This window comes from Kordia sp., assembly GCF_965224175.1.
In the GTDB taxonomy this organism is placed as follows: domain Bacteria; phylum Bacteroidota; class Bacteroidia; order Flavobacteriales; family Flavobacteriaceae; genus Kordia.
Genome location: NZ_OZ245041.1, coordinates 1345718 through 1368581 on the forward strand (window position 1 = coordinate 1345718; position 22864 = coordinate 1368581).

General features: G+C 32.8%; 23 protein-coding genes. 10 read left to right on the top strand and 13 right to left on the bottom strand.

Going from position 1 to position 22864, the window contains the following annotated elements:
• Positions 1 to 43: 43 nt before the first annotated feature.
• Positions 44 to 997: a bifunctional helix-turn-helix transcriptional regulator/GNAT family N-acetyltransferase gene (locus ACOQOS_RS05900; RefSeq protein ID WP_420574045.1), complete on the top strand. Its 954-nt coding sequence runs from the start codon at positions 44 to 46 to the stop codon at positions 995 to 997.
• Here ACOQOS_RS05900 and ACOQOS_RS05905 read toward each other — a convergent pair.
• A complete protein-coding gene (locus ACOQOS_RS05905) occupies positions 994 to 1755 on the bottom strand; it encodes a DUF2185 domain-containing protein (protein ID WP_420574046.1) in 762 nt (253 codons plus the stop codon). The genes ACOQOS_RS05900 and ACOQOS_RS05905 overlap by 4 nt on opposite strands.
• A gap of 15 nt (positions 1756 to 1770) precedes the next feature.
• Positions 1771 to 2208 (bottom strand): hypothetical protein, encoded by a 438-nt coding sequence (locus tag ACOQOS_RS05910; protein WP_420574047.1) that lies wholly within the window; start codon positions 2206 to 2208, stop codon positions 1771 to 1773.
• 215 nt (positions 2209 to 2423) lie between these two features.
• Here ACOQOS_RS05910 and ACOQOS_RS05915 point away from each other — a divergent pair, with 215 nt between their 5' ends.
• Entirely contained in the window at positions 2424 to 2981 is a 558-nt protein-coding gene (locus tag ACOQOS_RS05915; protein WP_420574048.1) for a TVP38/TMEM64 family protein, read from the top strand.
• On the opposite strand, the gene ACOQOS_RS05920 is transcribed toward ACOQOS_RS05915, so the two are convergent.
• Positions 2974 to 5169, bottom strand: coding sequence for a response regulator (locus ACOQOS_RS05920; RefSeq protein WP_420574049.1), 2196 nt, complete (start codon positions 5167 to 5169; stop codon positions 2974 to 2976). The genes ACOQOS_RS05915 and ACOQOS_RS05920 overlap by 8 nt on opposite strands.
• Positions 5170 to 5380: 211 nt before the next feature.
• Here ACOQOS_RS05920 and ACOQOS_RS05925 point away from each other — a divergent pair, with 211 nt between their 5' ends.
• From ACOQOS_RS05925 to ACOQOS_RS05935, 3 genes are all read left to right on the top strand, one after another.
• Complete coding sequence (locus tag ACOQOS_RS05925) at positions 5381 to 5794, top strand: VOC family protein (protein WP_420574050.1); 414 nt, start codon at positions 5381 to 5383, stop codon at positions 5792 to 5794.
• A gap of 17 nt (positions 5795 to 5811) precedes the next feature.
• Positions 5812 to 6357, top strand: a complete 546-nt coding sequence (locus tag ACOQOS_RS05930) for an aspartyl/asparaginyl beta-hydroxylase domain-containing protein (RefSeq protein WP_420574051.1) — start codon at positions 5812 to 5814, stop codon at positions 6355 to 6357.
• Positions 6358 to 6463: 106 nt separating this feature from the next.
• Positions 6464 to 7660 (top strand): leucine-rich repeat domain-containing protein, encoded by a 1197-nt coding sequence (locus ACOQOS_RS05935; RefSeq protein WP_420574052.1) that lies wholly within the window; start codon positions 6464 to 6466, stop codon positions 7658 to 7660.
• 184 nt (positions 7661 to 7844) lie between these two features.
• On the opposite strand, the gene ettA is transcribed toward ACOQOS_RS05935, so the two are convergent.
• Positions 7845 to 9536 (bottom strand): energy-dependent translational throttle protein EttA, encoded by a 1692-nt coding sequence (ettA, locus tag ACOQOS_RS05940; RefSeq protein ID WP_420574053.1) that lies wholly within the window; start codon positions 9534 to 9536, stop codon positions 7845 to 7847.
• A gap of 662 nt (positions 9537 to 10198) precedes the next feature.
• Here ettA and ACOQOS_RS05945 point away from each other — a divergent pair.
• The 3 genes from ACOQOS_RS05945 to ACOQOS_RS05955 all read left to right on the top strand — a co-directional run bounded on the left by ACOQOS_RS05945 (position 10199) and on the right by ACOQOS_RS05955 (position 13004).
• Positions 10199 to 10849 (top strand): DUF4331 family protein, encoded by a 651-nt coding sequence (locus ACOQOS_RS05945; protein WP_420574054.1) that lies wholly within the window; start codon positions 10199 to 10201, stop codon positions 10847 to 10849.
• A 32-nt stretch (positions 10850 to 10881) separates the two neighbouring features.
• Complete coding sequence (locus tag ACOQOS_RS05950; protein WP_420574055.1) at positions 10882 to 11439, top strand: DUF4331 family protein; 558 nt, start codon at positions 10882 to 10884, stop codon at positions 11437 to 11439.
• Between the two features lie 269 nt (positions 11440 to 11708).
• Positions 11709 to 13004, top strand: coding sequence for a tetratricopeptide repeat protein (locus ACOQOS_RS05955; protein ID WP_420574056.1), 1296 nt, complete (start codon positions 11709 to 11711; stop codon positions 13002 to 13004).
• Positions 13005 to 13267: 263 nt separating this feature from the next.
• On the opposite strand, the gene ACOQOS_RS05960 is transcribed toward ACOQOS_RS05955, so the two are convergent.
• Complete coding sequence (locus tag ACOQOS_RS05960) at positions 13268 to 13774, bottom strand: hypothetical protein (protein ID WP_420574057.1); 507 nt, start codon at positions 13772 to 13774, stop codon at positions 13268 to 13270.
• Between the two features lie 93 nt (positions 13775 to 13867).
• Between ACOQOS_RS05960 and ACOQOS_RS05965 the strand changes: the two genes are divergently transcribed.
• A complete protein-coding gene (locus ACOQOS_RS05965; RefSeq protein ID WP_420574058.1) occupies positions 13868 to 14044 on the top strand; it encodes a hypothetical protein in 177 nt (58 codons plus the stop codon).
• Positions 14045 to 14128: 84 nt separating this feature from the next.
• On the opposite strand, the gene ACOQOS_RS05970 is transcribed toward ACOQOS_RS05965, so the two are convergent.
• The 3 genes from ACOQOS_RS05970 to ACOQOS_RS05980 form a co-directional block, all read right to left on the bottom strand.
• The gene (locus tag ACOQOS_RS05970) at positions 14129 to 14944 is read right to left on the bottom strand and encodes an anti-sigma factor (RefSeq protein ID WP_420574059.1); all 816 of its coding nucleotides are present in this window, start codon (positions 14942 to 14944) and stop codon (positions 14129 to 14131) included.
• Between the two features lie 2 nt (positions 14945 to 14946).
• Positions 14947 to 15477, bottom strand: coding sequence for an RNA polymerase sigma factor (locus ACOQOS_RS05975; RefSeq protein WP_420574060.1), 531 nt, complete (start codon positions 15475 to 15477; stop codon positions 14947 to 14949).
• 158 nt (positions 15478 to 15635) lie between these two features.
• Positions 15636 to 15818 (bottom strand): CAL67264 family membrane protein, encoded by a 183-nt coding sequence (locus ACOQOS_RS05980; RefSeq protein ID WP_420574061.1) that lies wholly within the window; start codon positions 15816 to 15818, stop codon positions 15636 to 15638.
• 249 nt (positions 15819 to 16067) lie between these two features.
• On the opposite strand from ACOQOS_RS05980, the gene ACOQOS_RS05985 reads away from it, so the two are divergent.
• Positions 16068 to 16961 carry a TraB/GumN family protein gene (locus ACOQOS_RS05985; RefSeq protein WP_420574062.1) on the top strand — a complete coding sequence of 298 codons (894 nt, stop codon included), beginning with the start codon at positions 16068 to 16070 and terminating at the stop codon, positions 16959 to 16961.
• Positions 16962 to 17062: 101 nt separating this feature from the next.
• Here the strand turns inward: ACOQOS_RS05985 and ACOQOS_RS05990 are convergent, their stop codons facing one another.
• The 5 genes from ACOQOS_RS05990 to ACOQOS_RS06010 all read right to left on the bottom strand — a co-directional run bounded on the left by ACOQOS_RS05990 (position 17063) and on the right by ACOQOS_RS06010 (position 22804).
• A complete protein-coding gene (locus ACOQOS_RS05990) occupies positions 17063 to 17686 on the bottom strand; it encodes a c-type cytochrome (RefSeq protein WP_420574063.1) in 624 nt (207 codons plus the stop codon).
• A gap of 199 nt (positions 17687 to 17885) precedes the next feature.
• Positions 17886 to 19910, bottom strand: coding sequence for an FAD-dependent oxidoreductase (locus ACOQOS_RS05995; RefSeq protein WP_420574064.1), 2025 nt, complete (start codon positions 19908 to 19910; stop codon positions 17886 to 17888).
• Between the two features lie 319 nt (positions 19911 to 20229).
• Positions 20230 to 20946, bottom strand: coding sequence for a pirin family protein (locus ACOQOS_RS06000; RefSeq protein WP_420574065.1), 717 nt, complete (start codon positions 20944 to 20946; stop codon positions 20230 to 20232).
• Positions 20947 to 21298: 352 nt separating this feature from the next.
• A complete protein-coding gene (locus ACOQOS_RS06005) occupies positions 21299 to 22156 on the bottom strand; it encodes a pirin family protein (protein WP_420574066.1) in 858 nt (285 codons plus the stop codon).
• A 207-nt stretch (positions 22157 to 22363) separates the two neighbouring features.
• Positions 22364 to 22804: a MarR family winged helix-turn-helix transcriptional regulator gene (locus ACOQOS_RS06010; RefSeq protein ID WP_420574067.1), complete on the bottom strand. Its 441-nt coding sequence runs from the start codon at positions 22802 to 22804 to the stop codon at positions 22364 to 22366.
• Positions 22805 to 22864 lie beyond the last annotated feature (60 nt).

Genomic DNA, 22864 nt, shown 5'->3' on the forward strand with positions numbered 1-22864 from the left:
TTCGTTATATTTTTACATAAGCACTTATATAAATAATTATACAATGGATGCATTACGCGAATTTAAAGAAATTGGATTGGGTTCTAGATTGGCTCGTTTGAGTGAATTGATTATGAAAGAAATACAAAAAGTATATGATCATTACAATATAGATTTTGATCCTTACCTGTTTCCAGCGTTTAAAATTATTTCATTACAAAAACGTACTACAAACACAAAAATTAGAGAAGCATTACAAGTTTCACAACCTGCTATTACACAAACCATCAATAAGCTTAATAAGAAAGGATTAATTACTATTGAAAATGATGAAACTGATAAACGAAAAAAAGTGATCTGTCTTTCATATAAAGGAGAACAATTATTGATAAAAATGATTCCTATTTGGAATGTTATGTATGAAACAGTACAAGAATTAACAACTTTTCCCTCTGAGAATTTAATAAACCATATAAATCATTTGGAAGATCTTTTAGCAGACAAAAAAATGAGCACATTTATTATCCAAAATATAGAAACTTCTCAGCTTTCTGAGATTTGTATTGTTCCTTATAAAGAAGAATATGAAACCGCGTTTTACGATTTGAATGTAGAATGGCTAGAAACTTTTTTCTACGTAGAGCCACATGACGAAGAAGTACTGAGCAACGCTAAAAGTTATATTATTGATAAAGGCGGATATATCTTTTTTGCAAAAATCGAAGAAAACATTGTAGGAACTGTCGCTTTGATGAAAATGGATGATACGGTTTTTGAATTAGGAAAAATGGCAGTTTCTCCAGAATATAGAGGTAAAAAAATTGGTCAGAAGCTATTGCAACATTGTATTGATTTTGCTAAAAGTAACAATTTTGAAAAACTGATTTTATATTCCAATCGCAAATTAGAAAACGCCATTTATATTTATGAAAAATATGGTTTTAGAGAGATTCCTATGGAAACTAACAATCCATATGCGCGCGGTAATATTAAGATGGAATTGCTGATCAATGTTTAGTTTTTCACTTTTTTCCAAGTTTCAATAGCCCAATCTTTATCTTTCTTATCATCAAAATAAAAAGCCATTTGAAGAATTTCTTCGTCTATAAATGAAAAGGCATAGATTACATTATACGTTTTGTTTCCGTCTTGTTCTTCAATTTCATATCCAATTCTTTTGATCGTATCATCCGAAAAATCAAACGTATCCAATGTTTTAGTAACAGATTGGTCTCTATTCTTAATGTGTAGTTGATGTGCATCAAAAATCTGCTGACGGTTCTTTCCAGATTCATTCCAGATGCCTATTCTTAAAGATTTATCTCCAGTTGTGTAAAGTAAATCTCCACTTTCTTCCTTGCTTCTTTCAAACAAATTATTTATTTCTAACGTCCAATTTTCAGTCAATTTATGCTTAGTTACATAATCATCTTCCAATTCGTAATCATTTACTTCATACCAGTCCGATTTATGATTCTTTCTTTCAAAAACGGAACCTATTCCTTTTAATAATAAATCTTTTATGCTCGAATCTATTTTCAGAATAGTAGATGGATTATATATTCCTATATTATTAGGATCATTTGCATATTCTTGAGACTCATATCCTGAAAAAATTCTCCAACCACTATCTTCAGGTCTCGTTCTTTTCTCTCTAAACATGAATAATGGTTTCTTTTTACCTTCGGATACCATTTTAGAAACCATCAATCCTCCAATAAGGGGAAAGTTTTCAAAATTTTCTTCTTTTTTCTTTTTTCTACTAAATATTCCCATTGCTACGTATCGTTTTTATGCTTCATACAATGAATTAATAATTTCAAACATTTCTTGTCTCGAAGGATTTTCTGGCAATTCTTCCTCGACAACATTTTTGAAAAATATGCTGTAATCGGAAACTAAAATTTTAAATTTTTCATCAGACAAGTCATTAAAATCATCTACAGAATCTGGCAAAGCACGCGACAATATTTCATCATATAAGTCTTCTTCAGGAAAATTATTGTTTTGCCAATCATCTCCAGTATTTTCCCAAATTGATATGATTCCTAATAATCTTAATGGATCGCCTCCAATAAACTCTCTATCTCCTTTTATTGCCCAAAAATCGCCCAAATATTCTTCTCTATCATCTGGATAAAGAAATATTTTATATCCTTTAGACTTAATGATCTTCAAAGCGAGATTATACGTATTCATTGCATCAGCAATTCGACATGTTCCTTCCATTTTTCTTTTCTAATTGTTTACAAAAGCTATACAACAGAAATTCCTGTTATTTTTAAAACTACAATTTTCATACACTACCTCCAAAATCAACTAACGATTTTTTTAATTCTTCCACTGTTAAATGTTTTCATTTTTTAATTTTAAATAAATACAGTTTCAATCGTAACAAATGTGTAGCTTTATCGTCTAGTATTTCGTACCGAATATAAAAATTCATGAAAGAAAGTTATATCACATTTTTTAGACGTTTTTGGATTGTCCTTATTATTGGCTTTATTGTATATAATTTTATATATCCAGAAACCTTTTCAAGAGAAAATATTGCAGAGAATATTCAAGCATTTGGCAACTACGGTTTGGCTATTTTCTTTTTTTGTCACCTGATTCGAGGTTTTGTAATGCTTCCAAGTACAGCGCTTATTTTTGCAGGCGTTTTTCTGTTTCCAGATGATTTGTTTCTCGTGTTACTTCTTTCCGTTATCGGAATTGTGATTTCTTCTATGATTGTATACTATTTCTCAGATAAATTAGGCTTTGCTAAATTGTTTGATAAGAATACAAAAACAACCAATTTGGTGAAGGAAAAGCTTTCTGGAAAATACGGTCCGCTATTCATTATATTTTGGGCATTTTTCCCTTTTGTACCTACAGACTTAATTTGCTATACAGCTGGTGCAATGAAGATTAACCCAATTGTGTTTGCTATTAGCATCTTTATAGGTGAATTGATTTTGTGCAGCGTGTATGTATATGGAAGTGCCTACTTTATATAGTTTTTACATATAAATTTTTCAGTACTATTTGATGAAATTCAGCCATGTCGTAGGGTTTGATGATAAAATCGTTCATACCAGCTTCATGAATTTTATCTTTTACCTGACTTTCTTCTACAGCCGTTAACGCAATAATTGGTGTTGTTTTGTCTGTTTCTCGTATGCGTTTGGTTGTTTCTATTCCGTCAATTTTAGGCATATTGATATCCATCAAAACTAAGTCGTATGTTGTTCCTTTTAGCATATCAATCGCTTCTACTCCATCTTCTGCCACATCACATTGATATCCTTTTGACACTAAAATACGCTTGGTAACAACACGATTGATTTTATTATCATCCACCACCAATATATTTTTATCGGTACTATTGATTGTTTTTACAGGCGTTTCTGCATTTTTTAAAGATAACTCACAGCTTTCTTCAAAAGTGATGACAAACGTAAACTCTGTTCCTATGTTTTCCTCGCTTTTCAGCTTTATATCACTATCAAATAGCAATAATAAACGCTTTACAATAGAAAGTCCCAATCCTGTTCCTTGGTAGTTTTTTTCTATAGGACGTAATTGAATAAATTTATCAAAAACGGAAGCCTGTTTTTCTTTAGGAATTCCAATTCCGTCATCTTCAATAGTAAACTGTATGCTGTGTTTTTTGCCGTCTTGTCCTAGTGATTTCAGACGAATCCAAATGTTTCCAGATTCCGTAAATTTAATTGCATTTCCAATAAGATTCATCAATATTTGCGACAATCGTACAGAATCGCCTATTAAGACTTTAGGAATTTTAGGGTCAATTTCTTGATGTACAGTATTGTTATTTTGACTCAATGCAAACCCAAAAGAATTGGCTACTTCATTAATAAGATTCTTAACATTAAAAGGTGTTTCTTCTAGTTTTACACCTTGCGATTCAATCTTATTTATTTGTAAAACATTATTAATCAACGATAATAAATATTTACTAGAAAACTTAAGCGATTTGAAATTTTCATTCTTTCGTAAATTCGGAAAATCTTCAGACAATAAAGTTGTTAAACCAACAACTCCGTATAAAGGTGTTCGCAATTCATGACTTACTGTTGAGAAAAATTGCGACTTCAAATTTGCTTGTGCTTCTGCTTCATCTTTTGCTTCACGTAATTCTGCATTTTTCAAGCGAAGTTTTGACAATGCTCTATTTCTAAATTTAAAGTTCTTAAACATATTAATCAAAAGTAATATCAAAATAAAACCGGCAATCATTAATACATACGTAACCTGTTTAGATTTTTCGATAATAGTTTCTTGATCTCTTTTTTCTGCTTCAATCTGCTTCAAATCTTTCTTCATATCATCAACAGAAAACTTTACCAATGCCGCTTGATTTTCCTTGATTTTTATATCGTTATACACCGAATCTTTATACAGTATATGTTTTTGAAGTCGCGTGTAAGAAACTGCATGATTTCCTTGTTTTCGTGCTAGTATTGCGTAGTGTTCATAAATTTCAGACAATTCATCTAGGAATCCTTTGGATTTAGCATAATTGATTGACATTTTAAAATAATTATCTGCTAATGTCAATTTTTCTTTGTGCATATAGTAACGTGCAAATAAATAATTAATTTGCGCCTTTCCTATATCATCTCCATGTTCTGTAAAGATCATCTTTTCAGATTTCACTAAATACGGAAATGCTGTATCAAACTCATTTTCATCAATATACGTCCAACCTATATTTAGAACAGGTGTTAAAATCTCAAAAGTATCTTTGAGTTTTTCGGCAAACTGTAAAGACTTTTTATAATAGTAAATCGCAGAGTCTTTTTTCTTAAAACCGTCAGAATATATATTTCCCAAATTATTGTAAACCCAACCTTGTAATGTATCATTTTCTGTTTCTTTGGCTAGGTGTAACGATTTCAAATAATATTTTTTAGATTGAGTGAGTTCAGAAACTCCTTCATAGGAAAGTCCTAAATCATTATAAAGGCTAGATAAGTTTTCATTATCATTAATCTCTTGAGCGTATGCGATTGCTATGTTTAATGCTTCAATAGCTTCCTTATACTTATATTTTGCATGACTACTTTCGGATAAGATTGCATATTTATGAATACTATCTTTAATCCGTTGCTTGTCGATATCCTGACTCCATATCGAGAAACTTAAGAATAGACTAAGAATGGTAGTTAAAGTATTTTTCAAAAAATTCGGGATTTATGATTCTTCAAAATACGAAAAAATAAAATAGCACACTTATTTATTTGTTTTCTTAAAGTTTAGTTCATAAAGACATCATAAATTGTTCATTAAGAAATACAAATGATACTCTTTAAAGAGTGAAGCAAACAGTATTTATTTATGCTGTAAAATTGTATCTTTAAAACATATTAGAATACTATAAAAAAAGAACTTCATGAATGCTTTTCATTATGCTTTTAAAATAAAAGATATTGTTTCTACACGTCAATTTTATGTTGATATTTTAGGTTGTGATGAAGGTCGCTCTACCGAAAATTGGATAGATTTTGATTTCTTCGGACATCAGTTATCTGGACATGTAAGCAACGATTTTCCAGCGTTAGATTATTGTGGTAAAGTTGATGGCGTTAATGTTCCAATTCCCCATTTTGGGTGTTTACTTACGATGACTCAATTTGAAGATTTACAGCAAAAGTTTGAAACGCATCAAATAAAATTTATTGTAAAACCACAAACTCGATATGCTGGGCAAGCTGGAGAACAACGAACAATGTTTGTCTTTGATTTTAGCGGAAATCCATTAGAGTTCAAAGCATTTTCAGATGAAAGTCAGGTATTTGCTAAATAATTTATAATTTTAGAAATATGAATGCACTTAAACTACCTTTTGAATTTGATGCGGATGTCATCAAAAAAGAGCTTTCGCAATTTTCTAAAAAAGATTATGAAGATATTTACAATCCTTCTGTAACACTAGAAACTTTATGGTTAATCCATTTTATAGAACCAATTATTGGTGAAGACGGATTGCCTATTTTTTTACCAAACGAGGCACTTAAAAAATGTCCGTATTTGCTTTCTATTTTTGAAATGTTTCAGTGCCAAGTAGAAACTTTCCGTATTCATACCTTAGATCCTGGCGCAAGCATACAAAAACACCGAGATACAGGTTATAGCTTCGAACATGGACAAGTTCGTTTACACATTCCTGTACAAACAAATGATAAGGTTGAAATTTTGGTTGATGATGTTGCTATTCCTATGCAAGCTGGTGAATGCTGGTATTGTAATTTTCACATAGAACATGAAGTGAGAAACAACAGCGATCAACCGCGTATTCATATCATTTTAGATTGTATTGTAAATGACTGGTTAGCGCATGTTTTTGGGCAGGTATCTTCTAAAAACTAATCCTACTAATAATATTTATAAAAAAATACTTTTACTTTTTGTATCTATACAGAATACACAAACACACTTAAAAAATTAAATTAAAACTACTTAATTATTTTATACTATGATCACTTTTGACGATGATGATTTAGACGATTTTTTTAACGAAGATGAACAAGAAAGAGATGACGATGACAATCTTGTCACATACATACATGAAAGTATATTGCCAAACTTCGAAGAAGAATCAACTTCAGATGACACTATATTAGAGGTAATATTTGATGGAACAGATGATGAAGATAAACCATTTGATTTTCAAGAAAAAACACTTGAATATATCAGAGAAAACCTAGCATCTATTTTGAACACAATTTACGAGTTTGCTTATAAAGAAAGAGAGCCATTGGAAGAACTTTATGGTAGTTCAGACAATGATATGTATGGAGGTTTTCCTCTTTTAAGTTCACCTAAAGAAGTCCGTGAATATATTTCTTTTGATACTATCTTAATAGATGACGAAGATATAGACGGTTTTACTACATTTGGTTTTACTGGTTCTTGCGATTGGGATCATGAGCACGGATTAGGTATTAAAATGTATAAAAACAAGATCTTAAATTTTGGTGGTTGGGATGATGGAAGATATGCTTTTCATGGAGACATCGAAAACCCAAAACTTTCAATGATTGAAAAATATATGATTGGTACGCCAATTACACATATATTAGATACTTTATCCTATGAAAGCGTATCTAAAACTGAGGAAAAAGGCTTATTGGATTTGTTTGATTTTTTAGTAGGACATAGAGCAATTTATGGATTGCGATCTACTAATTTGAATCTTTCTGATACAGATAAAATAAAATTACTTCAAAACATAAAATCATTATCATTACGAAACAAAGGCATTAAAAAAATTCCAAAAAATTTCTCTTTGTTAAAAAATATAGAGCGTTTGGATTTTTCTTTCAATAAGATTTCAAAAATTCCAACTGCCATGAACAAACTAAAAAAGTTAGTTTCATTAGATATTTCTTTTAATAAGTTTAAAGAAATTCCAGAAGTCGTTTTTGAGCTAGACACTCTTGAATATTTAGATTTTTCAAAAAACAAGATCAAAAAGATTCCAAAAGGTATTGGCAATTTAAAAACATTAGTCTACCTAACAGTCGGAGATAACAAAATCAAAAAGTTTCCTAAAAGTTTATTTCAGATTAAAACACTAGAACAACTCTATGCAACTGATAATTCATTTTCAGAAACAGCCCAAAAAAGTATTGAAAAGAAGTTCGAGCATATTTCCGTTTGTTATCTGTAAAAATTAACTGAAAGAATTAAATAAACTTGTGTTATATAGTTTTATAAAAACATAAAAACCCTCGCAGTTTACGAGGGTTTCATTTTTTATATGTCATTTCGAGCGCAGTCGAGAAACTTTTGAAGTTTTAAAGGCATCTCGACTGCGCTCGATGTGACAATCAAGTTCAGCATGACGAAATTAATTATCTTATCAACTTCTTATATTTAATACGTTTTGGCATCAAGTCGCCACCTAAACGTTTCTTTTTGTTTTCTTCATAGTCTGAGAAGCTTCCTTCAAAGAAATATACTTGCGAATCTCCTTCAAAAGCTAAGATGTGCGTACAAATACGATCTAAAAACCATCTATCATGCGAAATGACTACCGCACAACCTGCAAAGTTTTCCAAACCTTCTTCCAACGCTCGCAATGTGTTTACATCCAAGTCGTTTGTTGGCTCATCTAGTAATAACACATTTCCTTCTTCTTTGAGTGTCATGGCTAAATGCAGACGATTTCGTTCTCCTCCAGAAAGTGTACTTACTTTTTTGTTTTGTTCACTTCCAGCAAAATTGAATCGGCTTAAATAAGCTCTAGAGTTTACTTGTTTTCCGCCCATCATAACCAATTCTTGCTCATCAGAGAAGTTTGCCCAAATTGATTTATTCGGATCAATGTTTGAGTGCGACTGATCTACATATGCAATCTTCGCCGTTTCTCCAACCGTAAATGTTCCTTTGTCTGCTGTTTCCTCTCCCATAATCATTTTGAAAATGGTTGTTTTTCCAGCTCCATTCGGACCAATAACTCCAACAATTCCAGCTTGTGGCAAATTAAAGTTTAAATCTTCATATAATAACTTATCACCAAAAGCCTTAGAAACTCCTGTAGCTTCGATTACATTCGTTCCTAAACGCGGACCATTTGGAATGTAGATTTCCAACTTCGCGTCCATTTGTTTTTGATCTTGGCTCATCAATTTGTCATAATTCTTCAAACGTGCTTTTTGCTTTGTTTGACGACCTTTCGCTCCTTGACGAACCCATTCTAATTCTCGTTCTAATGTTTTTTGACGTTTGGAAGCTGTTTTGCTTTCTTGCGCCATACGTTTTGATTTCTGATCTAACCAAGAAGAATAGTTTCCTTTCCAAGGAATTCCTTCTCCTCTATCTAATTCTAAAATCCAACCTGCAACATTATCTAAGAAATATCTATCGTGCGTTACGGCAATTACCGTTCCTTTGTATTGTGCTAAATGATGCTCTAACCAATGTACAGATTCTGCATCCAAGTGGTTGGTAGGCTCATCTAATAATAAGATTTCTGGTTCTTGTAATAACAAACGGCATAAAGCAACACGACGACGTTCTCCTCCCGAAAGCACACCAATTAACTTATCTGGCTCTGGCGTACGCAAAGCATCCATAGCAATTTCTAGTTTGGTGTCTAATTCCCAAGCATTAGAAGCGTCAATTTTATCTTGTAAATCGGCTTGTTGTGCCATCAATTTCTCCATTCTGTCTGCATCAGAATATACTTCTTCCAAACCAAACATGTCGTTAATCTTGTTGTATTCATCTAAGATGGCAACCGTTTCTGCAACACCTTCTTTTACAACTTCCATCACCGTTTTAGTTTCATCAAGTTGTGGTTCTTGTTCTAAATAACCTACTTTATACCCTGGCGAAAAGGTAACATCTCCTTGGTAGTTTTTCTCAACACCTGCAATAATTTTTAGCAAGGTAGATTTACCAGAACCGTTGAGACCGAGAATCCCAATTTTAGCTCCGTAGAAAAAACTTAGGTATATATCTTTTAAAACTTGTTTGTTAGTACTTTGATAGGTTTTAGAAACCCTATTCATGGAAAAGATAACTTTCTTATCGTCTGACATAATTACTCTTTAATTTAATTGCTTTGTCACAAATATACATAATTGTCTTAGCATTCACACATATAAATTATAGGATTGAAAAGATTAAAATATGGAACGATTCAACGATTGATTTTTGAATCAAAATGTATCTTATCAACTATCATTTACAAAGAACGAAACGTATAATCACAGAGAATCGATCATATTTCTCAAAATATAAGCATGGAATACAAGTATCTTCAAGAAGTTTTATTGTTTTTCTTTTGATTAATTGATGAAAACATCAAGAGCTTTTTACATTTTACTACCTAGTAAAACTGAATTTACTAACTAGTAAACTATTTTTTACTACGTAGTAAAAAAGATTTTCTTCTATAGAAGCACTTCAAACAGACTTGACATTTTGAATGTTTCTTCTTCTCAAAAAGAATAAGTAGACAAATACTTTCCTATACATTCTAAAATAGAAACTAAATGTTTTAAAAAAAATCAGGGCATTTCATATAAATAAAAATATTCTACAAACAACTATTAAGCAGAGACTTAAATATAGAAAACTCATTCATTTCGCTACTATTTTTAATTTTTTTCAAAAAAAATACACTTTTTAAAAACCGCTTCCCGATTCTTCTCGTATGTAAAACCGTAATACAATAAAAATCTAATTAAACTTAAAAATTATGAAACGAGTAACAACTATTTTAGGAATCAGTATTGTATTGATCGGTAGTTTCTTCTTGATAGCAGCAGATCATATTGAAGCACCTGCTATACAAGGAACGAGTGCTGATATTACAGATTTCTACGCTTTTCAAGGGGCAGATACAAATTCAATTGCATTTGTAGTCAATACACAAGGATTATTGAGTCCTGCCGCAACTGGTAATGCTTCTTTTGACGAAAACACTTTAATTGAAATTAATATTGATACTTCTGGTGATAGTGTTGAAGATTTAGTGATTCAGGCCATTCCTAGAGACGGAAAAATGTACTTCTTCGGACCTGTGTCACCAAGTTCTTCTGGATTGAACAGTGTTGTAGAAACTTCTGGAACAACTTCTTCAGTAGATATTACTTCTTATGGAAGTAATGCTATTACAGCCACTAACAACGGAATGAAATTTTTCGCAGGTCCTAGAGACGATCCTTTCTTCATGGATTTTGCACAATACGGTGAAATTATTGCAGGAAACGCTACTTCTTTCAATGATCCAGGAACAGATACGTTTGCAGGTTCAAATGTATTATCAATTGTAGTAGAAGTGCCAAAATCACAAATTGGAGGTTCAGGAACTATCAATGTTTGGGCAGAAGCAAAAACAAAACAATAATCAATCAACATTTACATAAAAAAGATATTAAAATGAAAACTATAAAATCAATTTTAGGAATAGCACTTATAAGTCTATTTACTCTAACTAGTTGTTCTTCTGACGATAATACAATTGTTATAGATAATACACCTGATTTTTCGGGAACATTCGCACAACAAGATCAAATGGGAAGACCAGCCATCAATACAGTTTTTGTGAGTTCGGCGAGCAAAGATAATTTTAACATCACAATTCCATCACAACAAAATGCAGCTTTTCAAAGTATGTTTCAAACAAACTTAACAGGCTTGAGTCCAGCATTTGCAAATCCGGGAGATCAAAATGCATTGGGACAAGATGCAGCCGCTTTTACAGGTTTATTGGCTACTGATGTTTTAAATGTTTCCTTAGATGGTACAACTACTTTTTTTGACGGAACCAATGTGTTAACAGGTCGTGCGTTGGCGGATGATGTTATCACTGTAGAACTTTTATTAATTTTTGGAGGCGAAGATTTTACAGAAAACCCAAATCTCTCTGATGATCATGTTGACGCCAATGACAAACCTTTTTTGTCCTCATTTCCATACTTAGCCACACCGTGGTAATTTGATAAATGCTAAAAGAGCTGAGATCCCGCTCTTCAGCGGGATTAGTTCTACTTACAACTTGAGTACGTCTTACAGACTTCTCAATATTGAGTCTCACTAATTATCTGATTTGCTAGAGAGCATTTAGTCCCAATAATTTAACGCGTTTTTTAGTTGAACGATCACACTAGATGCTCTCTTTTTAAAAGAATTAAATCTTAATCAACTACTTCAAGGGAATTCCATGAAGTATTTACATCTTGATTATCAAGTAAAAACCAATAGTTATGAATACCAAAATCGTTTATCAAATCCTTGGAGTTTGTGCACTTTTAGTAAGCTGTACTTCTACTCCATCACAAAAAATTACAACTTCTGAAACTTACAACACGTATTTAGAAGTTGCCGAAAATAAAACCATTCAAACTGCTACAGAAGTATATGATTTTTGGACAGAGAAATTGGTAAAAAGCCCTAATCAATATCCGTATCTTAGTAAAATAGCGAATGCGGAAACACAATTGTTCAGTTCTACAGGAAATATTACACATTTAACAAAAGCTGCAACACATTTAGAACTTTTAAATACACATACAAAATACCAGAATGCTGGTTACATAAGAAGTTTAGTCCGTAATTATATTTCACAACATCGTTTTCAAGAAGCATTGGTTTTATTGAAAAAAGCGGAAGTTTTAGGTGAGAATCTTCAAGCGACTCAAAAAATGCTATTTGATGTTCATTTAGAACTTGGTAATGTAAAAGCTGCTGAAAACTATTTGAATCTTTTCAAAAATGAGCAAAGTTTTGATGCGTTCATTAGATTGTCAAAATGGTACGATCACGAAGGAAAATTATTGGCTGCCATCAAAATTATGGAGAAGGCAAAAGAAAAAGCAGAAAATGCCAATAATTCTTCTTTACAACAATGGTCATACACAAATTTGGCTGATTTTTACGGTCATGCCGGAAGAATTAAAGATGCATACAATCATTATTTGAAAGCTTTAAAATTAGATCCGAATGATGCATATGCTAAAAAAGGAATTGCTTGGATTGTATTTTCTTATGAAAAGAATCCAACAGAAGCTTTACGAATTTTAAATACCATCATGACAGCACACAAAGCGCCTGATTATTATTTATTGAAAGCAGAAATTGCTGAATACATGGGAAATATTACAGAAAAAGACAAAAACATACAAACGTTTATGAATACGATTTCGACTAAAGATTATGGTGTTATGTATACGTCTTATGCGATTTCGGTATTATCGGAAGAACTACAAAATACGACAAAAGCATTGGAAATAGCGCAACAGGAAATCAAACTTCGTCCAACGCCACAAAGTTATGATTTGTTAGCATGGACTTATCATTTACAAGGAAATTCAGCGAAAGCCCTCGATATTATGAAAACACATGTAATTGATAAAACGTTTGAACCTGTTGCCATGTATCATGTAGCGGAAGTTTTAAAAGCAACTGGAAATACAGCACAAGTGGAAGCGTTAAAATCTGAATTACTAGAGAGCAGCTTTGAAGTTGGTCCAATTATGACTCAAAAAATAGAACGATTATAGTAGTTAATTATTGAAAATTAACATTTTGTTAAGCGATTGGTTTTTATTGAAGAAAGGTACTTTGTAATAAAGTGCCTTTTTTTGTTATTGTACATAGGTTTTAACTGGCAGTGGTGGCGTATCTATCACTAATTCTATAAATTCTAAACGTATTTCGATAGGTAACTCTTCTTTTAAGCGATTTATTTGAGTCGAATTTAAATCAGCTATTTTCTTAAAAAAAAGTTGTTGTGATAACTCTTCATGAACAAGCAAATAACCATCTAAGATTTTTGAAAATGCTTTTCTATACTGTCTTTTGGAGTTTCAGAAACCCATCGTATGGAAGTTTGTGTATACTTAAATTCCTTTTTTGAATAATTGTTCTGCATCCATTGCGGTATAGAATCTATGTCAACAAGTTCATGCGCCATCAACAGCATTCCTTTTTCATTTAATAAAACTTTTGCTTCTCTTGGTCTACGAAAACAACCTACCATTCTGTCAAAACATATTTTATGAATATATACATTTACAGGTTTTTCATTTTCTAATATCAATCCAAAATTGGTAGTGGCGCCACATACATTTTCTCCAATCTTTTTCTCTATAGAATGTAGCAATGCTTCTTCTTCCAATCGGTAGTCAATTGTTATTTTTTTGAGTGAATCTGGAATTGAGAGTAAACTGAGTTCATTTTCAAAACCTGTACTTGTAGCTTGATTTTGAGTACAAGCCATAAGAAATAATCCTAAAAATAGTATTACGAATAAAAGCTTGGTGTTTTTCATTGAATGAATGCGTTTAGATTTTACGGTGTTCACTTACTGATTTCACTTTCTGTTTTAGTAAATTATACGTATTGTTTTACCAAAAATTATACCATGAAAAAAAGAAATTTTAAATCACTCGCATTACACAAAGAAGCTATTTCTCATTTAGCAGAAAAAGAAACAATTATTGGAGGTCGTGGCGCCAGTGACAGACTTACGGAGTGTAGAAATGATTATTGTGTATCAGTATACAATAGTTGTCCTATGACTTGTCCGACAGAATGGTAAAAATCTGTCTAACAAAATACTAAAAGTGAATTTCCATGATGTTTATTCAAGTGAAATTCACTTTTTTTATTTAATCGTAAAAAATTAAGGGTTCGAAGCAACTACTCCAAGTGTATATAATTGTTCAAGTGTTGGCGATTCGCTTCCGCCGGCTGGCTCAAGTGTAATACCAAAAGCTTCAGATTCGTTTGTGTTTTCTAAATCAAATACTTTGTCGGCATCTGTTAAGAATTCGTCGATAGTACCTAAACTTGTTGGAGTTAATGGATTTAGCTTTAACGACCAAACTTGATAGACTTTTCCTGGTGGCGGCGCTGGTAAACCTTGTAAATCTAGATAGACATTATTTGCCTTTTTATCCCAATATACTTTTGCGTATGATCCTGGGGAAACTGCTTGTCCGCCAAGTGGAACAGAAATGATATCTTTTGTTCTTAATACAGCTAATAATTCTGTAGCTGCTGTTAAATCACTATTTGCTTGATAAATTTGTTCTTTTAAAGCTTCTCTTTCCGCACGTACTGTTTCTATTTCGGAAGCCAATTCATTTTTTTGAATCATTGTAAACAATAATCCTGTTGCAAATACTATGGCAGCTGCCCAACCTGCATAACGGAATATAGAACGTGGTTTTTCTATTGGAATAACTTTCGTTTCGTGTGTAGCGGTATCAGCAGAAAGATCTAACTGTTCTTTGATTGTTTCAAAAACTCCTGCATGATCTTTACTTGACGTTGCAGCTGTTAATTGCATAATTGCTGCTTCAATAGAAAGTACTTCTTGGGTAACTTCAGGATACTTTTGCATCATTGAATGCACTTCTTCGTTTTCTTTTTCAGAAAGCGTGCCTGCTACATACAGTTCTAAAATTCCAGATGCTATGTATTCTTTGCTATCCATTGTTATACTTCCAACATTTTTCTAAGTTCGCTAATACAATTTCTATTTCGAGTTTTTACGGTTCCTAGAGGAATTTCTAGTGTTTCGGCTGTTTCTTTTTGTGTGTAGCCTTTAAAGTAAATGAAATTGATGATTTGTTTACATTTTTCGGCAAGCTTCTCTACATATTTTTTCAAGCCAATTGTATCCGTTTGTTGTTCCAAACTATCGTTGGTTTCTATACTATGTACGAAAAAATCAACATCAAGGTTTTGCTGTGCTTTTTTGAAAGATTTGGAACGGACTTTGTCTATTGCTGTATTTCGAGCAATATTGAGCAACCATGTAAAAAAACGACCTTTTCCAGCGGCATAAGTATCAGATTTATTCCATGCTTTTATAAATACATCTTGCATAACTTCTGTAGCAATATCTTCATTCTTCACAATTGTATATATGACACCAAAAATGCTTTCATTGTACATTTCGTACAACGATTCGAAAGCTTTCGCGTCTTTATTTTGAAATTGTTCAATGAGTATTTCTAACTCCATGAAGAATATTTAAACTATCATTTTTGTACAAAAAGTACCTTTGTATTTATATGCCTAAAACTACAATTTTTCACGCACATTTTATAGTTTTTGTATATAAAAAAAGCTTCCGATTATCGAAAGCTTTATAGTTTTTAGTATGGAGCAAAAATATTGTTTTATACTCTACCTTTTAACGCGTTGAAAACCCACGCAATGGCAAAAAATCCTATTCCTACTGCAGAAAATCCTATTGCAGCAACTTCTTCATACTTAATAATTCCCAGTACAATTAAGCCAATACCTACAACAATCATAATTAATGTCGCCCAAGCTAGTACTGTATTTTTATTCATTCCCATAATCTATCTTTTTGGCGCATCCTTCAAATACTTGAAGGTCAAGCTTTCGACAGTCGCTCTCTACGAGGAGCTTCAACAATTGCCTCTATCCTTTGCGCTCTGGTGAATTACAAATATCGAATTTTTAATTCAAATAAGGAAAAAATTCATTCGTACAATTCTAAATGACTTCTTGTATTGAGTTAAATGCTACAGTACATTTTTTAGTATCTTTCAAAAAAATTAAACATACCACTTAAATTTAATTGCATGCACAAAAAACTTTCCCTAATCGCATATTGCTTCGTTATATTCTTTATTAGTTGTACAGGAACGAAATCAGTTTCCAATAGTACCAAAACTCCAAAGTTAGCCAACTCTTTACTCTGGAAAATTACAGGAAATGGTATTGAAAAACCTTCCTATTTATACGGAACTATTCATTTAACTTGTGATTATAAACTAACAGACAAGCTTCAAAAAGCTTTTGATGAAACTGATCAGTTAGCTTTGGAAATCGATATGTCTGATCCGAAATTGCAGGCAAACATGATGAAATATATTTTCCTAGAAGATGGTAAAACGATCAAAGGTTTGCTGAACGATGAAGATTATACAACGTTAGCGACATTTTTTAAAGAGCAAGTTGGATTCGATTTGAAAATGTTTGATAAAATGAAACCTATAGCGATTACCTCAGCCCTGACTTCTAAAATGGCCGTTTGTGAAAACGGAACTGCTTACGATACTGAGTTTATGAAAATTGCACAAGAGCAAAATGAAGAAGTGATTGGCTTGGAAACTATTGCTGATCAAATGAAAGTTTTTGATGATATTCCGTATGAAGAGCAACTGAAAACTTTAGTAGAAATGGCGCAAAAAGGAATGGAAGAGAGTAAAAAAGGTTTTGAAGATATGACGCGTTATTATAATGCGGAAGATTTAGAAGGTTTGTTGAAAGTTTCTGCTGAGCAAGGTTTGGAAGCTGATTTCCAAGAGAATTTAGTGGATCAACGCAATAGAAATTGGATTCCATTGATTGCAAAAATGACCAAAGAATCACCGACATTTATTGGTGTTGGCGCGTTACATTTACCTGGAGATCAAGGTGTGATTAATTTGTTACGTAAGGAAGGATTTACGGTTGAGCCTGTTTTTAATTAGGTGTTAGACCATTGCATTATTAGACATTAGATCGCTTTGCTGTTAGACTTTTTCTGCTGAAGTAAGAAGTTAACTTCGTTATTAGATGTTTTGTTTTCGGTTTAGTATTTATAGTTCCAAGCTGTTTTTTTTGAGTTACGAAATGCAGGAAATTCATATGTTAATCCTCTAATTTCGTTAATGGAATTGTCATATGAAAACATTTCAAGTAAAGTTGTTTTTTGCCAGTCAGAATTGTTGTGTGAAGTACGCTGGCAACTGAATGTCCACTGTCTGTTCTTTGAAACTGATACATTTAAAATGTCTTTCTTTTCCACCAAGATATGCCTGCAGGCTTTGGCTTTTTTATTTTCAGTAATATTAAATGCAAATCGTATAGGAACAGGAATTCCTTGTAATGACATTTGATATCGCTTTTCAATGTAATAGAATGTTTTTTCTAAATCTTGATCAGACAAGTTCGGAAAAGCGGTCATAGAAAAGTTATTTTTATTGTGTATTGCGACAGCGATGCTATCACCTTCCAAAATCATTTTTTTGGAATTTTGAACATATTTGTACAACCATTTCTTGTCTCTTCGTTGTGTAATTCCTCCTAATGCTGATCCTGTTGATTGGTTGATCATATTGTTATGATGACAAGCTGCACAGTTATATACAAATATATTTTCGCCATATGTGAAATCTTCATCTTGTTGTATTTCAGCATACTGTTTTTTTACCAATGTATTTGCATTGACTGAATATTGCTAGGCATATACAATGCTCGAAATAAGCATGATAACAATTATAACTGTTAAACTATTTTTCTTCATGAAGAAACTTTTTTGGAAACTAAGTATTTGTAAAATTACACCTAAAAAAAGAAAATCCGTACTATTTATGAAATCGTACGGATTTATGATGTTTTATAATTTTATCTTTTTACAACTTCGCTGCCAATCGGCTTCCTTGGTCAATGGCGCGTTTTGCATCTAGTTCTGCTGCGATATCAGCGCCTCCAATTACATGAACTGTCATTCCTTTAGCTTGTAAAGGATCTAACAATTCTTTTAATGGTGTTTGTCCTGCACAGATAACGATATTGTCAACGTCTAATACTTTGGTTTCGTTGTCTTGCGTATAGTGCAAACCTTCATCATTGATTTTGGTATACTGAACTTCGTTGATAAAGTTTACTTTCTTCTTTTTTAGGTTCGTTCTATGAATCCAACCAGTCGTTTTTCCTAGGTTTCCTCCAAATTTTCCTTTGCTACGTTTAAACATGAAAATTTCTCTTGGCGAACCGTGAAAATCAGGCTTCATATTTTCAATTCCACCACGTGCTTCTAAGGTTTTATCAATTCCCCATTCTGCTAACCAAGCATCAATATTTTGTGATGTTGATTCTCCTTCATGCGATAAATATTCAGAAACATCAAAACCAATTCCTCCTGCTCCAATGACAGCAACACGTTTTCCTACTGGTTTTTTGTGCTTTAGTACATCAATATAACTTAATACTTTTTCGTGTTCAATTCCGTCAATTCTTGGAATTCTCGGCTTGATTCCAGTTGCTAAAATTACTTCTTCAAAATCTTCTTGTAGTAATTCATCAGCATTTACGCGTTTACCAAGTTTTAGCGTCACCTTGTGTAATTCTATTTGTTTGTTGAAGTAGCGAATAGTTTCGTAGAATTCTTCTTTTCCAGGAATTTGTTTTGCAATATTAAACTGTCCACCAACTTCTTTATGATCGTCAAATAAGGTAACTTCATGCCCGCGTTGTGCTGCAATGGTTGCTGCTGCTAATCCTGCTGGTCCAGCTCCAATAACTGCTATTTTCTTTTTGATACTCGCTGGTTTGTAATCAAATTCTGTTTCGTGACAAGCTCTCGGATTTACGAGACAACTTGCTACTTTTTGCTTGAATATATGATCTAAACATGCTTGATTACAGGCGATACAAGTATTAATTTCATCGTCTTTTTCTTCTGCTGCTTTGTTTACCCATTCTGCATCTGCTAAAAATGGACGTGCCATTGAAATCATATCTGCTTGTCCATTGGAAAGAATTTTTTCAGCAACACTTGGCATATTAATTCTATTAGAAGTCACTAATGGAATACTCACCTCTTTTTTCATACGTTCTGTAATCCAAGCGAATGCTGCTCTTGGAACAGAAGTTGCTATTGTAGGAATTCTGGCTTCATGCCAACCAATTCCAGTATTTATGATGGTTGCTCCAGCTTTTTCTATCGCTTTACCAAGTTGTACAACTTCTTCCCAACTACTTCCTTTGTCTACCAAATCGAGCATTGATAAACGGTATATGATGATGAATTCATCACCAACAGCTTCTCGCACTGCTTTTACCGTTTGTACTGCAAATTTCATTCGATTTGCATAATTTCCTCCCCATTCGTCTGTACGTTGGTTGGTACGTTCCGCAATAAATTGATTGATTAAATATCCTTCAGAACCCATGATTTCCACTCCATCATATCCTGCAATTTGAGCTAACGAAGCTGATTTTGCAAAACTTTTGATGGTTCTTTCTACACCGTTTCCACTTAATTTTTTAGGTTTAAAAGGAGTAATTGGCGATTGAATTGCAGAAGGTGCCACATTTAATGGATGATGTCCGTAACGACCTGCATGCAAGATTTGCATACATATTTTTCCTCCGTTTTTATGAACGGCTTCCGTAATTACTTTATGTTTTCTGGCGTGCTTTTTTGTACTCATTCGAGATGAAAATGGCGTTAACCAACCGCGAATGCTTGGTGCCATTCCTCCAGTTACAATTAAACCAACACCACCTTTTGCTCGTTCTGCATAAAAAGCTGCTAATCGTTCAAATCCATTTTTCTCTTCTTCTAAACCTGTATGCATAGAACCCATTAACACTCTGTTTTTAAGTGTTGTGAATCCTAAATCTAATGGTTCAAAAATATGCTTGTACTTCATGTATTCCAATGGTTTTTCTGATTGTATTAAATATAGCACAATTCTCGTTAATAGAAGTGCTATTTTTATTATGCACGCATAATATATTGCAATATAGTTATTTTTCTGTGAAGTGTTCTAAATTATTCGATGTTTGCCTTGTAATTGCAGTTGTTTTGAAATAAAAAAAGGTTAGAATAAAAGTAAAGATAACATGAAATCTAGCTTCATTTGGTTGTTCAAAAATATTGAAAATCAATATGATGTGATTCTGAATTGGGCTAAACTTAGAGCTACTTTTTACTTTTATTTAACCTCTTTGTTTCGATTCACTTTCTGTTTAGTTCATAGGAACTTCTATGACTAAGATTTTTGAATCGTTTTTGATGTTGATGTCTACATTTTCGGTTTCCCAAACACCTAGTGCATCTCTGGTAGAAAGTGTTTGATCTCCAACTTCAATTTCTCCTTCCAATAAGAAGATATAGATTCCGTGTGAAGCATTATTGAGTTGAAAATCTACGGTTTGTGACGCCGTAAAGTTTCCTAATGAAATATAGGCTTGTTGATGAATCCACAAGGCATCATCAATTACATTGCTTTTTGGAGCAACGACTGTTTGGAAGTTGTTATGTCGTTTGCTTTGATCAAATTCTTTTTGTTCGTAACGTGGTTCAACACCTAATTCTTGTGGTTGAATCCATAGTTGTAAAAAATTCACCTCATCAGTACGACTGTCATTGAATTCTGAGTGTTGTAGACCAGTTCCTGCCGACATGACTTGTACTTCACCAACCGTAATTGCGCGTTTATTGTCCATACTATCTTTATGTGATAATGCACCACTTAACGGAATGGAAATGATTTCCATGTTTTGGTGTGGATGCGTTCCGAAGCCCATTTTTGGCTGTACTATGTCGTCATTTAAGACTCGGAGTTGTCCAAATCCCATTCGTTCAGGATTGTGAAAGCTTGCAAAGCTGAAACTATGATAACTTTTGAGCCATCCATGATCTGCTTTTCCTCTTGTGTTTGCTTTGTGATATATTGTTTTCATTGTGTTTTTCTTTGTTGTGTGTTGTGTGTTTATATTACTTTCTAAATCAAAACTTAAACTTATAAACTTTTCAACTCCTTTTCGTTTTTTGTTATTTCGTCGATTTGTTGATTTGTTTATGAGAAACGTCTCAATTCTAAATGCTAAAATCTCAATTCTAACTTCGCGTAAGCGATTGAGAGATTTGTTGAAGCTCCTCACTTCGACTCCGCTCAGTGAACTCGCTTATTTCTAAATTGTGAGAGCGACTCTCGAAAGCGCGACTCCCGATTTTCTCGGGAGTTACGCCCAATAACATTTTATTGATTAGATTTTAAAATACTTCTCAATACTCATTACTAAAACCTCATATTTAGTATAAGTGTCCCATTTTTCCTTGTTGATAGTCACGTAAAGCTTCCATGATTTCCGTTTGTGTGTTCATTACATATGGTCCCCATGAAGTAACTTTTTCCGCTATTGGCTCTCCAGAAAGTATTAAAAGTGTGCTGTTTTTGTTTGCTTGTAGCATGATTGTCTCACCATCTTTGTTGAACGTAAGCATTTGTAGTTTTCCTAGTTTTAGCGTGTGTTCGTCATTGATGCGAGTTTCACCTTCCAATAGATATACTAATAGCTGATGATGTGACGGAATTGGAATTGTGATTTGATCTTCAGCTTCTAAATTGGCAATGAACGCATTGATTTCTGTAAATGTACTTGCAGGTCCTTGTTGTCCGTTGAGTTCTCCAGTAACTACTTTGATGTTTCCGTTTCCTTTATCTACAGGAATTATAGGCATATTTTCTGCCCTTACATCTTGGTATTTTGGCGTTGTCATTTTGAACTTTTTGGGAAGATTTACCCAAAGTTGAATTCCTTCCATGGTTCCCACAAAGTCTTTGGTTGGACCTTCGTCATGAATGATTCCGCTTCCAGATGTCATCCATTGTACGTCACCAGCTTTTAAAACACCTTCATTGCCAAGTGAATCTCTGTGTAATTGTTCTCCTTTGAAAAGAAACGTTACTGGCTCAAATCCGCGATGTGGATGCGGTGATAGTGATAATCCTGGACTGTATGGCCCGACATCATATTTGTAATGATGTAATAGCAAGAATGGATCTACTTGATCGAGTTCTTGTGTTGGTAACGGTTGACGAATTAAGTTTCCGCCCATATTTACATAGTCACTTGTTCCTTTGTATGCTATGCTTCTTCGTGTTTTCATGTTTTCTATGCTTTCTTTTTTTAAGTGTATTTAATTTATTTTCCATGGAAAATAAAAGTGTTTAAAAATAGACTATTTAAAAAATTACATTGTGTCAAACTGAATTTGATTTGGTGTCTCATAAATAACTAAAAAATAGTATGATGAGATTCTGAATCAAGTTCAGAATGACGTTTCAAAACCTTGTAAATAGTCTTTATTTTATATCTAACGGACTTTATCTAAAAGATCACTTAATTGTTTGGCTTCTTCTTCCGTTAGTTTATCGAGAATGTTTCGTTTTTCTCCTATTTTGTCAATTTCTGTCAATAAGTTCAATCCACTATCGGTGATTGCAATATGAACAACTCTCCTATCTTCTGGACAACGAATACGTTCTATGAGATTTTTGCTGCATAGTTTGTCCATCAATCGTGTAGCATTTGGTGCTCTTTCAATCATTCTGTCTTTGATTTCTTGCACTTTGATTGCTTTTCCTGCTCCTCTCAATATTCTGAGAATATTGAATTGTTGTGGTGAGATTCCATAAGGTTTAAAAAATTCATTTTCTAAACTTACAATCCAATTTGCAGTATACTTTATGTTTATAAATGCTTTCACTCTTTCAGATGGAAATGTTGATTGTATGTCTTTTGCAATGTCTCCCATGCGTTATTTTGTTTTTAAATTATCTTCTGAAACCTACTTTATCTATGTTTGATTGTTCTG